General features: G+C 60.1%; 13 protein-coding genes and 1 pseudogene. 10 read left to right on the top strand and 4 right to left on the bottom strand.

From position 1 onward, the window contains the following. Positions 1 to 43 precede the first annotated feature (43 nt). From HBO12_RS02545 to HBO12_RS02515, 7 genes and pseudogenes are all read left to right on the top strand, one after another. Positions 44 to 1,042: a FecR family protein gene (locus HBO12_RS02545; protein WP_170041334.1), complete on the top strand. Its 999-nt coding sequence runs from the start codon at positions 44 to 46 to the stop codon at positions 1,040 to 1,042. A 328-nt stretch (positions 1,043 to 1,370) separates the two neighbouring features. Then, entirely contained in the window at positions 1,371 to 1,829 is a 459-nt protein-coding gene (locus HBO12_RS02540; RefSeq protein WP_170041333.1) for a hypothetical protein, read from the top strand. Continuing rightward, positions 1,826 to 2,374 carry an adhesin gene (locus tag HBO12_RS02535; RefSeq protein WP_169951902.1) on the top strand — a complete coding sequence of 183 codons (549 nt, stop codon included), beginning with the start codon at positions 1,826 to 1,828 and terminating at the stop codon, positions 2,372 to 2,374. The genes HBO12_RS02540 and HBO12_RS02535 overlap by 4 nt, the downstream gene beginning before the upstream one ends. A gap of 449 nt (positions 2,375 to 2,823) precedes the next feature. Beyond that, positions 2,824 to 2,923: pseudogene (locus tag HBO12_RS28665) on the top strand (heme utilization protein); the annotation flags it as partial. A gap of 334 nt (positions 2,924 to 3,257) precedes the next feature. Further along, positions 3,258 to 3,938: a C39 family peptidase gene (locus HBO12_RS02525; RefSeq protein WP_170041332.1), complete on the top strand. Its 681-nt coding sequence runs from the start codon at positions 3,258 to 3,260 to the stop codon at positions 3,936 to 3,938. A 37-nt stretch (positions 3,939 to 3,975) separates the two neighbouring features. Then, a complete protein-coding gene (locus tag HBO12_RS02520; protein WP_170041331.1) occupies positions 3,976 to 4,722 on the top strand; it encodes a hypothetical protein in 747 nt (248 codons plus the stop codon). Between the two features lie 49 nt (positions 4,723 to 4,771). Then, positions 4,772 to 6,073 (top strand): coiled-coil domain-containing protein, encoded by a 1,302-nt coding sequence (locus HBO12_RS02515; RefSeq protein WP_169951912.1) that lies wholly within the window; start codon positions 4,772 to 4,774, stop codon positions 6,071 to 6,073. Between the two features lie 83 nt (positions 6,074 to 6,156). Here HBO12_RS02515 and HBO12_RS02510 read toward each other — a convergent pair whose 3' ends face one another. Then, positions 6,157 to 7,482, bottom strand: coding sequence for a sigma-54 dependent transcriptional regulator (locus HBO12_RS02510; protein WP_169951915.1), 1,326 nt, complete (start codon positions 7,480 to 7,482; stop codon positions 6,157 to 6,159). Between the two features lie 341 nt (positions 7,483 to 7,823). Here HBO12_RS02510 and HBO12_RS02505 point away from each other — a divergent pair, with 341 nt between their 5' ends. Together HBO12_RS02505 and nhaB are read left to right on the top strand one after the other, a co-directional pair. Next, positions 7,824 to 8,090: a hypothetical protein gene (locus HBO12_RS02505; protein ID WP_169951918.1), complete on the top strand. Its 267-nt coding sequence runs from the start codon at positions 7,824 to 7,826 to the stop codon at positions 8,088 to 8,090. A gap of 216 nt (positions 8,091 to 8,306) precedes the next feature. Next, positions 8,307 to 9,809: a sodium/proton antiporter NhaB gene (gene nhaB, locus HBO12_RS02500; protein WP_170041330.1), complete on the top strand. Its 1,503-nt coding sequence runs from the start codon at positions 8,307 to 8,309 to the stop codon at positions 9,807 to 9,809. Here nhaB and HBO12_RS02495 read toward each other — a convergent pair. The 3 genes from HBO12_RS02495 to gnd are packed head-to-tail and all read right to left on the bottom strand — an operon-like array spanning position 9,797 to position 13,118. After that, positions 9,797 to 10,621 carry an HAD family hydrolase gene (locus HBO12_RS02495; protein ID WP_170041329.1) on the bottom strand — a complete coding sequence of 275 codons (825 nt, stop codon included), beginning with the start codon at positions 10,619 to 10,621 and terminating at the stop codon, positions 9,797 to 9,799. The two genes, nhaB and HBO12_RS02495, sit on opposite strands and share 13 nt — an antisense overlap. Continuing rightward, on the bottom strand, positions 10,618 to 12,141 hold the full coding sequence (gene zwf, locus HBO12_RS02490) for a glucose-6-phosphate dehydrogenase (RefSeq protein ID WP_169951935.1): 1,524 nt from the start codon (positions 12,139 to 12,141) through the stop codon (positions 10,618 to 10,620). Before zwf ends, HBO12_RS02495 begins: the two co-directional genes overlap by 4 nt. Next, positions 12,138 to 13,118, bottom strand: a complete 981-nt coding sequence (gene gnd / locus HBO12_RS02485) for a phosphogluconate dehydrogenase (NAD(+)-dependent, decarboxylating) (RefSeq protein ID WP_169951938.1) — start codon at positions 13,116 to 13,118, stop codon at positions 12,138 to 12,140. Before gnd ends, zwf begins: the two co-directional genes overlap by 4 nt. A gap of 281 nt (positions 13,119 to 13,399) precedes the next feature. On the opposite strand from gnd, the gene HBO12_RS02480 reads away from it, so the two are divergent. After that, positions 13,400 to 13,549 (top strand): DUF6026 family protein, encoded by a 150-nt coding sequence (locus HBO12_RS02480; RefSeq protein ID WP_222931746.1) that lies wholly within the window; start codon positions 13,400 to 13,402, stop codon positions 13,547 to 13,549. Positions 13,550 to 13,577: the final 28 nt, after the last annotated feature.

The following is a 13,577-nucleotide window of genomic DNA, read 5'->3' as shown; positions in this document are numbered from 1 at the left end:
ACCCTGCCGGGAAGGTTAGAATGTAGGAAATCAGGAAGCACCAATGACCGAGCAACCCCTTTCAGAAGCTGACTACGACGCAATCACCGATGCCGCCGCGCATTGGTGCATGCGCCTGCACGCTTTTGATTGCACAGAGGCCGAGCGCCAGGCGTTCGAGCAATGGCACGACGCACATCCCCTGCATGCGTTCGAATATGCGGCCATGCTGGAAATCTGGGATGTAGCCGACCATTTGCCCCGCAGCAAAGAACCCTCCCCGCCCCTGGCGCTGGTTCCGCCGCCCAGCCGCTGGCGCAAGTATGCCGTGGCTGCCGCCATCTCTCTGGTGGCGTTGCCCCTGGCCGCCTTCACTGGCTGGGAAGCCGGTTGGCTGCCCAGTTCCTATGAGCATTACGCCGCCGAAAACGGCCTGCGCCAAGTGACACTGGCCGACGGCAGCGTCGTGGAACTGAACCTGGGCACCGAGCTGGTCTACAGCAACTATAAAAACGAGCGCCGGGCGACCCTGAAAAAAGGCGAGGCGTTCTTCAGCGTCAGCCACGACCGCGAGCATCCGTTTGTGGTGCGCGCCGGCAGCGGGCAGATCCGTGTGACAGGCACCCAGTTCAACGTCTGGAAGTATGACGAGCAGGTGCGGGTCATGCTGCTGGAGGGCTCGGTGAAGATCACCAGCGATGCCAGCCACAGCGGGCTGAACCTCACGCCCGGGATGCAGGCCAGCTACAACCGTGGTGATGCGCAACCGCAGCTACAGGCATTCTCTCCCCACGACCCGGCACTGGCCTGGCGCACGGGCAAGTTGATCCTCGACAACCTGGCACTGGTAGATGCCTTGCCCCTGATCAACCGCTACCTGGGCAAACCGGTGATGCTGGCCGATACCGGCACCGGCAATATCCGTATTGGCGGGATCTACGATATCCATGAAGTTACCCATCTGGTGTCCTCCCTGCCCAAGGTGCTGCCGGTCTACCTGACCCAGAACCAGGATGGCAACACCGTGCTCAATTCGATCCCACGCAAAACTCCCAAACGCTGAACAGCAATCGCTCCCCAAGGGATTGCTCGCGCCATGATGTCCACTTTTGAAACACCCACCGCCGCGCAAGCGCCCTGCGGCTGCGGATTCATCGATTGGTCATCAATAGTGTTGCGCTGCTGAAACACCCCTTTCGCCCTGCCTGCCCATGCCAGGTGCCGGTCATCCACTGGCGTCCTGTTTCATAGCTGATACACCTTTGCACCTGCCCGCCCTGCCATACATCCCAAGCCTTTGAAAAAGCTGCAAATATAAAAAACGGCACAGCTCCTGCTCTATTCCCTACAGCGCTGTTTAGGGTCAGCGTCATAGAACAAGGAATGATGCCGTGGCAACTCTCAATCAAGGCTCCATAGGCCTACTGCTGATCAGCTGTGTACTCGGCGCCAGTGTGAGCCTGCCCGCCTCTGCGCAGGACGGCATCATCGTTACAGGTCGCAATGTGCAAGGCTTTATGGTCGGTCGGCCTGCGTTTGGCAAGGACCCGTACCCTTCCACCGCCAACGCCAACCCCAGCCAACAGATCCTGCGCGCTACTGGCAGCGAACTCAGCGATAACGATTTCGCCGGTGTCAGCAGCGGCTCGACCATCACCCGCGCCATCCTGCCTAACGGCGACCTCCCCGGCTTGAGCAATACCCTGGGCAACAGCTCGACTGGCCTGGGCGCCGGTGCCGCGGCCGGGCATGCCAGCGGCAACACCCTGGGCGGGCAGATCAGCGGCTCGATTGAGCGCGGCCTGGCACCGCTCAACAACATTGGCGCGATGATGGGGGTCCAGCCATGAATCGCGCGTGGCTGTTACTCAGCGTACTCGGCTGTTCGGCGGCCATGGCCGACAGCAGCAACCAGGCCTCGATCGACAATACCGGCAAGCAGTACACCGGCGTGCTGTCGGTCAACCAGGCCGCCGGCAATCAACAACAGCAGATCAACAGTCGGGCGATCAGCCTCGGTGGCCAGGCCAGCGAGGCGCTGATCCAGAAACTCGACGGCAAGGTTGATCCCGCCCTGAACGCCAGCGCGGCGATCCAGGGCAGCTCATTTAGCAATGGCAACGGCATCCTGGGCGTCAACCAGGCGGCCGGCGCCAATAACCAGATGATCAATGCGGTGCGGATCAGCACAGGTCCGCAAAGCATCGATGACAGCGTCCTGTCGCAACAGAACATGACGTTGTTACCAGACTCACGATCCCCCTCTACCACTGGCAGCCGCCAGGTCGTTACCAGCGACCAGGCCTTCACCGGCAGCCGTGGAGTGGTACAGGTGAATCAGAGTGCAGGGGTGGGGAACCGAATGGCTAACACCCTCGGTGTGACTATCAAGTAACCCCTTGATAGGTGTTTGTTAGACCGTACCAACACTTAACCAACTAATTAGAAGCAAGGAGATACACCATGAAACCTACAATGGCTCTCAAACCACTGGTTTTCGCTCTGGCTGCGCTCATGGCTGTTGCTGCACAGGCAGGTCCTGCCGAAAAATGGAAACCAACCCCAGCGCCAACCGGCACCGTGGCCGCTGCCGTGACCGACACCCAAGTGAGCAAGGACAACAAGTTCGACGACACCAAGACCCTCAACAACGCCGGGGCCAACGGTTCGCTGAGCAGCAGCAAAGGCAACCTGGGTGCCAACATCGCGGCGGGTTCGGGCAACCAGCAAGATAACGCTGCGGCAATCACCAGCAGCGCTGATGATGATATTAAAAGTACCTTCGCTTTGGCCGATATCTATCAAGAAAGCAAAGACAACAAGTTCACCAACAAAGGCACGCAAAACAATGCTTCGCTGGTCAACTCGGCCAACAACAGCTCCGGCAACGTCGGTGTCAACGTGGCGGCCGGTCAAGGCAACCAACAGAAAAACAACCTGGCAATCGTGACGGCTGACGGCAAAAACGTCGCGGCTGCCTCGAACACCGAACAAGTGTCCCTGGATAACCACTTCCTCAACGAAGCGGCCTCCAAACACAGCTACAAGCCTCAGTATGTGGTCAACAACGCTGGCCTGCTCAACTCCGCCAACAACGCCTCGGGCAACATCGGCGTGAACGTGGCAGCGGGTTCGGGCAACCAACAAAGCAACACCCTCACCCTGGGCAGCGGCTGCACCGTCTGCGCAGCGGGCACTGGCAGCAAACTGGCGTTCTGATGCAACGGGGCCTTGGCAACAAGGCCCTTTTTATTTCCAGTGTCCATCAGGTCATGATCATGCGCCTCGCGACGCTTTGCCTTCTGTTATTGCTCGCCGGCCCCTCGTGGGCAGGGCAAATGGCGATTTCCGCCATGCCCGGCGGTGCAGTGATTTTCAAGAAGGTCGAGAGCATCCGCGAACGCCGGTTCGCCAACCTGGTGGAACAGAAAACCGATTTCAGCTGTGGTGCTGCGGCACTCGCTACCATCCTGCGCCAGGCCTATTGGCTGGACGTGGATGAAGAACACATCATCAAGGGCATGCTGATCAACGCTGACCAGGACCTGGTACGCACCCAGGGCTTTTCCATGCTGGACATGAAGCGTTATCTGGAAAGCATCGGCATGCGCGCCCGGGGCTACAAGATCGGACCCGACACCCTGTTGACGGTGAAGATCCCGGTGGTGGTGCTGGTGGAGATCCGTGGCTACAAGCACTTTGTGGTGATGCAGCGGGCTGAAAAAGACTGGGTCTACATCGGCGATCCGGTACTGGGCAACAAGCGCCTTTCGCGGGATGACTTCCTCGCAGGCTGGAATGGCATCGTCTTCGCCGTACTCGGTGAAGGCTATGACAAGACCAACGCCCTGCTCGATCCCCCCACGCCGTTGACCGCCAAGACCAAAATGAACGAGTTCCGGCCCGTGGGCGACGCCGAGCTGATGGACTTCGGTTTCATCCAGAGCGACTTCTTCTAGAAGCGCCATAAGGGGCAGGATGCCCCAGGAGCAGATGATGAACACTTCCCGTTGGCTCACGGCCCTGTGCCTGGCAGCCTCGATGCCTGCTTATGCCTCTTCGGCGTTCAAGCCCATTGAAATGAACGACGCGGAACTGGCTGAACTGCGCGGCCGCTTCGTGATGCCGGGGCGGATTGTCAGTTTCGGCATTGTCATGAGCACCACCTGGACCAATGCGGCGGGCGACACCAGTACGGTGAGCGCCAACATGCATATCGACTCGTCCACGATCACCCCGCAATTCTATGTGCAATCCACCGGCTCGGTGGGTAACGGCACCACCCGCGACCCGGGCACCGGCACCGTGGTCGGTGGCGCCGGGCTGGGCAGCGGCCAGGGCGTGACCCAGACCGTACGCGCCGCAGGCGATGGCAACACGGCGTACAACAACGTCGGGATCAATGTCAGTGAAAACGGCCTGTCGCCGGCCAACGTCGCGCAATCAGGGCATGCGTTGCTGGCGGGCGGCTCGTTCACCACAGACAGCGCGGCGGGCCGGGTCAGTGTGTCCGCCAACAATGGCGGCGTGCAAATGGCCATCGCAGCCCATAACAACCAGGGTAATGCGTTGCAGCAGATCGGCGGCGGCAACGTGCTGCAAGGCACGGTTTTGCAAGGCAACAGCAACTTCGTCAATAACATGACCCAGCTCAATGTCGCGCTTGGCAGCAATGGCCTGAGCGCCGGGGCATTGAACTGCAATCTGGATCAACTCAAGGGCCTACGCACACTCGGTTATTGAACTACGCTGACCCTCGACACTTACGCATTAGAAAAGGACGGCTTATTTCATGCATCGATCGTTATCACTACGTGCCGTTGTCTGTTTAAGTACGCTCTTGCCGGCGAGTCTGTTGTACGCAGCGCCAGACGCGGATATCGAAACCCTCAAACAAGAACTGCTGGAGCTCAAGCAGCGCTACGAAGTACAACAAAAGGCCCTGGCGGTCCTCGAGCAACGGGTACGCCAGGTAGAAGACCAGCCCGCGACGCCAGCCCCCAAACGCCTGGCCAAGTCGCCGGCAGACTTCAAGCAGAGCGGCAGCACCGTGGCCGCCAGCGGCGCCAAGGACAGCAAGGGCGCTGCAGCCGGCGGCAGTTCCTATGGGCAATCGCTCAAGGATGATTCAGAGCCAGCACAAAGCGTGAGCAACTTGTATAACGAAGCCAGCGGTTTCTTCGGCAACGGCAAGTTCAGTTTTGAAACCGGCATCACCTACGCCCGCTACGACGCCCGACAGTTGACCCTCAACGGCTTCCTGGCGCTGGATTCGATCTTCCTCGGCAATATCAACCTGGACCGCATCAAGGCGGATAACTGGACCCTGGACTTGACCGGGCGCTACAACCTCGACAACCGCTGGCAGTTCGACGTCAACGTGCCAGTGGTGTACCGCGAGTCGACCTACCAGTCCGGTGGCGCCAGTGGCGGTGACCCGCAGGCCACTTCCGAAGAGAGCGTGAGCCGGGATCCGACCATCGGCGACGTCAACTTCGGGATTGCCTACAAGTTCCTCGACGAATCGCCGACGATGCCCGATGCCGTGGTGTCGGTCCGCGTCAAAGCCCCCACCGGCAAGGAGCCTTTCGGGATCAAGCTGGTGCGCTCGACGGCCAACGACAACCTGTACGTGCCGGAGAACCTGCCCACCGGCAACGGCGTATGGTCGATCACCCCGGGGCTCTCCCTGGTCAAGACCTTCGACCCGGCCGTGCTGTTCGGTTCGATTTCCTACACCCACAATTTCGAGGGCTCGTTTGACGACATTAGCAGTGACGTCAACCAGAACATCGGTGGCAAAGTGCGCCTGGGCGACAGCTTCCAGTTGGGCGTGGGGGTGGCGTTTGCCCTCAACGAGCGCATGAGTATGTCGTTCTCGGTGTCGGACCTGATCCAGCGCAAGAGCAAGCTCAAGCCTGATGGCGGTGATTGGCAGTCGATTGTGTCCAGTGACGCCAATGCCGGGTATTTCAACGTCGGCATGACCATTGCCGCCAGCGAAAACCTGACCATCGTGCCCAACCTGGCTATCGGCATGACCGATGACGCACCAGACTTCACCTTCAGCCTGAAATTCCCGTACTACTTCTAAACGCTCCTACAGGGAATGGTGAGTTTGAGAAAAGGAAAAGCCCCGCCGCGATAAGGGTCGCGACGGGGCTTTTTTTACCCGCCCTAGCGGATCTGGTGTTTGTGCAGCAACCGGTAGAAAGTCGGCCGGGAAACCCCCAGCACCCGTGCGGCAACGCTCAGGTTGTCGCTATGGCGGTTCAGCACATCGCACAACGCCTGGCGTTCGGCGCGGTGCTTGTAGTCTTCCAGTGTCGCCATGGGCAGCACGATTGCCTGCTGGCTTTGCAAACCCAGGTCGGCCGCTTCGATTTGCCGCCCTTCGGCCAGCACCAGGCCACGCCGCACCCGGTTCGCCAGCTCGCGTACATTGCCCGGCCAACCATGCTTGCCCATGGCGACCAACGCGTCCTCGCTGAAACTGCGCGGCCGGCGCCCGGTCTCCTGGCTGTAGAACCTGGAAAAATGATTGGCCAGCATCCCCACATCGCCATGCCGCTCGCGCAACGGTGCGGTGACCACTTGCAGGACATTGAGCCGGTAGTACAAATCTTCACGGAAGGTGCCCTTCTCGATGGCCGCTTCCAGGTCGACGTGAGTCGCCGCCAGCACCCTGACATCCACCGGGATCGGCTGGCTGCCACCCACCCGCTCGATATGCTTTTCCTGAAGAAAGCGCAACAGGTTGGCTTGCAACTCCATCGGCAGGTCACCGATCTCATCGAGGAACAGCGTGCCACCATTTGCCGCTTCGATGCGGCCGATCTTGCGTTGATGGGCGCCGGTGAATGCGCCCTTTTCATGGCCAAACAGCTCGGACTGGATCAAATGCTCGGGGATCGCCCCGCAATTGATCGCCACAAAGGGCTTGGCGTGGCGCTGGGATTGGCGGTGCAGGGTCTTGGCCACCAGTTCCTTGCCGGTGCCGCTGTCGCCACGGATCAAAATCGGCGACTCGGTGGGCGCCAGTTTCGCCAGCAGCTTGCGCAACTCGCGGATCGGCCGGCTATCACCCAACAGCTCATGCTCCGGCTCGTCCACATGGGTCACGCCTTTGCCCCTTAGCCTCGCCATGCCAAAGGCGCGGCCCAGGGTGACCTGGACGCGCGACACATCGAACGGCAAGGTATGGAAGTCAAAAAACCATTCGCACACAAAGTCGCCAACATTTTGCAGGCGCAGCATCTCGGGGCTGAGCACGGCAATCCATTCGGTGCCGCTGCGACTGATCAGTTCCTTGACCGCTTCGGGCCGCTGCAGGTGAAAAGGCTGCAGGCGCAACAGCCCTACATCACAGGTTCGCTCGCCCAGCGCCTCCAGGGCACAGCTGTCGACATCCCAGCCAGCCGCCCGCAAACCAGGCAATAACTGGTGGCAGTCGTCACAGGGATCGACCACAAGCAAGCGACGCAGGGCTGGTGTAACGACCATGACTATTCCTTGGCGTCAAAATCATTAAAGTTATTTAGAAACAACAGTTTGGGCGAGCTGCTCATAACCCTAGCAAGATCTTGACACTACCCTTGTATCGTTTCGCGATAAAACCCTCACCGATACAGCGTTTAGCGATCAAGCCCCGCGACGAACACTACTGCAATCTTTCATTCACCTTTCAAAATCACGCCTTACATGACGTTAATCACGAAAAGTTAAATTTTCTTGCTCTAACATGTGACCCGTACCCTGTCATCGTGCATCAGTACAGGTACTAGCCGAACGGTAAGCCCAACCGACGGCACATCTTTTGATTGGGCACTTAGAGAGAAGACCCCATGAACGCCCCGCTCCGTTTCAACGAAGCACTGCTGATCGCCGGCCATGCCTTTGAACCCTTTCAATGCGTAGCCTGGGCACTACAAGACGGTACTGGCGCACTTAGCCTGGCCGTAATCGACCGCACCGAAACCCGCATCGGACGCACACTGATTTCCAGCAGCACCTACTCCGATCCAGAGCAACTGGAAGCCCTGCTGCTACAAGCCCGCGCCGAATTGAATGGCGAAGGTTATCAACTTCAATCCTGGGCAATGCCCAAGTAAGTTAACGCAGCTACTGCGACATACCGTCGCTTCTTATATCGGCTGCAACTTGTTAAGACTATTAAACCCGTGGCGAGTGAGTTCAACCCTCGCCACGGGTTTTGCGTGCCTGAAACTTTCGTATCGCCCTTCTTTATATAGCAGCCATGCCATGATCACTTGATCTTCCAGTGAGCCTCGGGCACCTTGCGCACTTCTCGCCCCCAGGAGCACCCCATGTCCGGATCAATGGCCCAGGCCTTCGCCCATAACTTCCTTGGGCACTCGCCTCGTTGGTACAAGGCCTGCATTCTCGCGTTCCTGATCCTCAACCCCTTGGTGCTCTGGGTATTCGGCCCGGTGACGGCCGGCTGGCTGCTAGTGGCCCAGTTCATTTTCACCCTGGCCATGGCGCTGCACTGCTACCCGTTGATGCCCGGCGGGCTGTTGATGGTCGAGGCGCTGTTGCTGCGCATGACCACGCCCCAGGCGCTGTACGACGAGTTGCTGCATAACTTCCCGGTGATCCTGCTGCTGATGTTCATGGTGGCCGGTATCTACTTTATGAAGGACTTGCTGCTGTTCCTGTTTTCGCGCCTGCTGCTGGGCGTACGCTCCAAGGCGCTGCTGGGGCTGATGTTCTGCTTTTTGTCGGCCTTCCTGTCCGCCTTTCTCGATGCCTTGACGGTGACTGCGGTGATTATCAGTGCCGCGGTGGGCTTCTATTCGGTGTATCACCGCGTGGCATCGGGCAATGATCCGCGCCAGGACAGCCAGTACAGCGACGATCGCCATCTGCCCAGCTTGCACCACGCCGACCTTGAGCAATTTCGCGCTTTCCTGCGCAGCCTGTTGATGCACGGCGCCGTCGGTACCGCCCTCGGCGGTGTGTGTACCTTGGTAGGCGAGCCACAGAACCTGTTGATCGGCCATGAGATGGGCTGGAATTTCAGCCAGTTCTTCCAGCGCATTGCCCCGGTATCGCTGCCGGTGCTGGTAGCGGGCCTGGTCACCTGCGTGCTGCTGGAAAAGCTGCGCTGGTTTGGCTACGGCACGCTACTGCCGGACAACGTGCGCCAGGTGCTGGCCAACTACGCCCGTGAAGACAACGCCGAACGCACCCCACGCCAGCGGGCAGCGCTGATTGTCCAGGGCCTGGCTGCACTGATCCTGATCGCCGGCCTGGCCTTTCATGTCGCCGAGGTTGGCTTGATCGGCCTGCTGGTGATCGTGCTGATCACCGCCTTTACCGGGATTACCGAAGAACATCGCATCGGCAATGCCTTCAAGGACGCCCTGCCCTTTACTGCGTTGCTGGTGGTGTTTTTCGCGGTGGTCGCGGTGATTCATGATCAGCAGCTGTTTACCCCATTGATCCAATGGGTACTGGCGCTGCCCGCCGAACAACAGCCGGGCATGCTGTTTATTGCCAATGGCCTGTTATCCGCCATCAGCGACAACGTGTTCGTGGCGACGATCTATATCACCGAGGTCAAGCAGGCGTTTGTGTCCGGCCATATGAGCCGCGAGCATTTCGAGACCCTGGCCATTGCGATCAACACCGGGACCAACCTGCCCAGCGTGGCGACGCCCAATGGCCAGGCGGCATTCCTGTTTTTGCTGACGTCGGCGATTGCGCCGCTGATCCGCCTGTCCTACGGGCGCATGGTGTGGATGGCGCTGCCGTACACCGTGGTGATGGGCGTGCTGGGCTGGTATGCGGTCAGTTACTGGCTGTGAAGGATAAACCGCTCAATTGCCTGGGCGGCGCCGTCCTCGATATTGCTGTCGGTGACCACATCGGCCTGACGCTTGACCGCCTCTTCGGCCTGGCCCATGGCAATCGATAACCCGGCCACCTGGAACATCGCCGGGTCATTGCCGCCATCGCCGATAGCCGCTGTGTGCTCCAGCGCCACGCCAAGATGAGCGGCCAGGGTTTTCAGGGCATCGCCCTTGTTGGCCTGCATCGCGGTGATATCGAGATACACCGGCTGCGAACGCGAGACCTGGGCCAGGCCTGCGACCTTGGGCTGCAGCTGCGCCTCCAGTTCAATCAACAACTGGGTATTAGCGCTGGCGGCGACGATCTTGTCGATCCGCCCCAGGACCGGCCCGAAACTCTCCACCACCACCGGCGCATAGCCCAAGCCATGCTGTTCCCGAGGCACCATGGGGCCCGCAGGATCACGCAGCAGCCAGTCGCCATCGGCAAACACCCAGATTTCTACTTCGGGTTGATCGCCTAACAGCGCCAACGTGATCAACGCGGCTTCTTCTGGCAGATGGTGCGCGACCAGGATGCTGCCATCGGGGTTGACCAGGGTGCCGCCATTGAACCCGGCCGTGGGCACGTCGACGCCCAATGCTTCGATCTGCTGCAACATCGCCCTGGGCGGCCGCCCGGTGGCCAGGCTGAAAAACACCCCGGCCTCGCGCAGCGCGCGCACGGCGTCGATGGTGCGCTGGCTGAGGCTGTGATCGGGCAACAACAAGGTGCCGTCCATATCACTCAACAAAAAACGGATGGGTTGAATCGCGGCCTCACTCATCCGAGGCTATGCCAGGCGCGGCCATCGCGGGCCAGTAACTCATCTGCCGCCGCCGGGCCATCTTCGCCGGCCTTGTAGGCCTGGATCCCGTCGTCTTCCTTCCATGCATCGAGAAACGGCTGCACCGCACGCCAGCCGTTTTCGATGTTGTCCGCGCGCTGGAACAGCGTCTGGTCACCGGTCAGGCAGTCGTAGATCAGGGTTTCGTAGCCGGTGGACGGCTGCATCTCGAAGAAATCCTTGTAGGCAAAGCCCAGTTGGATGTTGGCCATGTCCAGGGTCGGCCCGGGCTTTTTCGCCAGCAGGTCGAACCACATGCCTTCATTGGGCTGGATCTGGATCTTCAGGTAGGTCGGCTTGAGTTCATCGACGTCGGTGTCGCGAAACTGCGCATAGGGCGCCGGCTTGAAGCAGATGACGATTTCGGTGTCGCGCACGCTCATGCGCTTGCCGGTGCGCAGGTAGAACGGCACGCCGACCCAACGCCAGTTATCGATCATCACCTTGAGGGCCACGAAGGTCTCGGTGCTGCTGTCCGGCGCCACATTGGCCTCTTGCCGATAGCCCGGCAGCGCCTTGCCGCCGATTTCGCCGGCGGTGTACTGACCGCGTACCGAGTTGGCCCGCGCATCCTCCAGGGACCAAGGGCGCACCGCGCCAATCACCTTGGCCTTCTCGCCGCGTACCGCGTCGGCGCCAAAGGCAGCGGGTGGCTCCATGGCAATCATTGCCAACAGCTGGAACAGGTGGTTGGGCACCATATCGCGCAGGGTGCCCGTGTTCTCGAAGAAACTGCCCCGGGTTTCCACGCCGACCGTTTCGGCAGCAGTGATCTGCACGTGGTCAATGTAGTGGTTGTTCCAGAACGCTTCGAACAGCACGTTGGAAAAACGGCTGATCAGGATGTTCTGTACCGTTTCCTTGCCCAGGTAATGGTCGATGCGATAGATCTGCTTTTCGCTCATGACCTTGAGCAGGCAGGCATTCAGCGCCTCGGCGGTGGCCAGGTCGGAGCCGAACGGCTTTTCGATCACCACGCGGCGGAAAGCCTCGGGGCTTTCCTCCAGCAGGTTGGCCCGGCCCAGGCGCTGCACCACTTCACTGAAGAAGCGCGGCGCGGTGGCCAGGTAGAACACCGCGTTGCCAGTGCCGCTGCCGGCAATTTTGCTGGCGATGTCAGCATAGGTGCCGTCGTCCAGGAAATCGCCCTGCACGTAGCTGATGCCCTTGGCCAACTGGGCCCACAATTGTGGGTCCAGTGCATGTTCGGCATTGCCCTTGACCTTGCTCGCGGCTTCGGTGCGGATGAAGTCTTCGAGTTTCTTGGCGAAGTCGGCATCGCTGATAGCGTTGTGATCCACCCCGACAATCCGCAGGCCCTCGCCCAGCAGGCCATCGCGACTGAGGTTGTACAGCGCCGGCATCAGCAGGCGCTTGACCAGGTCGCCATGGGCGCCGAACAGGAACAAGGTAGTGGGTGGAGCGGGTTCGGCCTTGGGTTTCTTGCCGTTGGCCGTCATTTTTTGGAAGTCTCCACATGGCCGCCGAAGCCAAAGCGCATGGCCGACAGCAGCTTGTCACCGTAGGTGCTTTGCTGGCGCGAACGGAACCGGGCGAACAACGAGTTGGACAGCACCGGTACCGGTACCGATTGCTCCATGGCCGCTTCGATGGTCCAGCGCCCTTCGCCGCTGTCGGCCACGGAACCGGAGTAACCGTCGAGCTTGGGGTCGGTCGCCAGGGCATCGGCCGTCAGGTCCAGCAACCAGGAGGATACGACGCTGCCACGGCGCCAGACTTCGGCGATATCGGCCACGTTCAGGTCAAAACGCTGTTCTGGCGGCAGGTTTTCCGAATTCTTGGTCTTGAGAATGTCAAAACCTTCGGCAAACGCCTGCATCATTCCGTACTCGATGCCGTTGTGGATCATCTTCACGAAGTGCCCGGAACCGGCTGGGCCTGCGTGGATATAGCCACGCTCGGCACGGTCGTCGGTGGCGGTACGGTCCTTGGTGCGCGGGATGTCGCCCAGGCCCGGGGCCAGGGTGGCGAAGATCGGGTCCAGGTGCTTGACGGTCTCGGCGTCGCCACCAATCATCATGCAGTAGCCACGCTCCAGGCCCCACACGCCACCGGAAGTGCCGACGTCGATGTAGTGCAGGCCCTTTTGCGCCAGGGCCTTGCCGCGACGCACGTCATCCTTGTAGAAGGTGTTGCCGCCGTCGATGATGACATCGCCGGGTTCCATCAATTGGCTCAGGTCGTTGATCGTGGTTTCAGTGGGTTCGCCCGCCGGCAACATGACCCAGACGGCCCGCGGCTTTTGCAGGCCGGCCACCAGGGCGGCCAGATCGGCAACGCCGGTCGCGCCCTCTTCACTCAAGCCTTTGACGAATGCTTCATTGCGGTCGTAGACCACGGTGGTATGCCCATTGAGCATCAAGCGGCGCGCAATATTCCCGCCCATGCGGCCTAGTCCAATAATCCCCAGTTGCATGTATTGATGCTCCCAACTACAAATAAAAAAATGTGTGACACAGTTTATAGCGCAATGACGAATTAGTCCGGCGCCAATCGCACTAGTTTCATCAGAAAAAGAGGCCATCGTTTCACCATCACCGCCTGAAAAGTCACAACGACCCTGAAAAATAAAAAAGTTCCATTGAGCTGAAAAAGAAATCAGAATCGCCCCCTGACTCCTGCCGAGGGCCTCGACTCAAGCGCTCTGGCACCGCGACACACCGGCTATTTGCGAGGTAAGCAATGCGCACTGCACAGATGACACGCCCGCCACAGACCCTCTACGTCACCGTCCGCCGCGACGAGTTGCGCCAGTTGAAAGACGAGCGTGAACAGTTGCAACAGGAAGTCATCCGTCTGCGCGCGCAGTTGCAGGCCCAGCTCGCGAATCAAGCCATCAGTTGCTGAGCCCTTGTAGGCGCTGGCCTGCCGGCGC

This window comes from Pseudomonas sp. WS 5059, assembly GCF_012985525.1.
GTDB lineage: Bacteria > Pseudomonadota > Gammaproteobacteria > Pseudomonadales > Pseudomonadaceae > Aquipseudomonas.
Note: the sequence above shows the minus strand (reverse complement) of the source record. Positions and strands in the feature narration are given on the sequence as shown.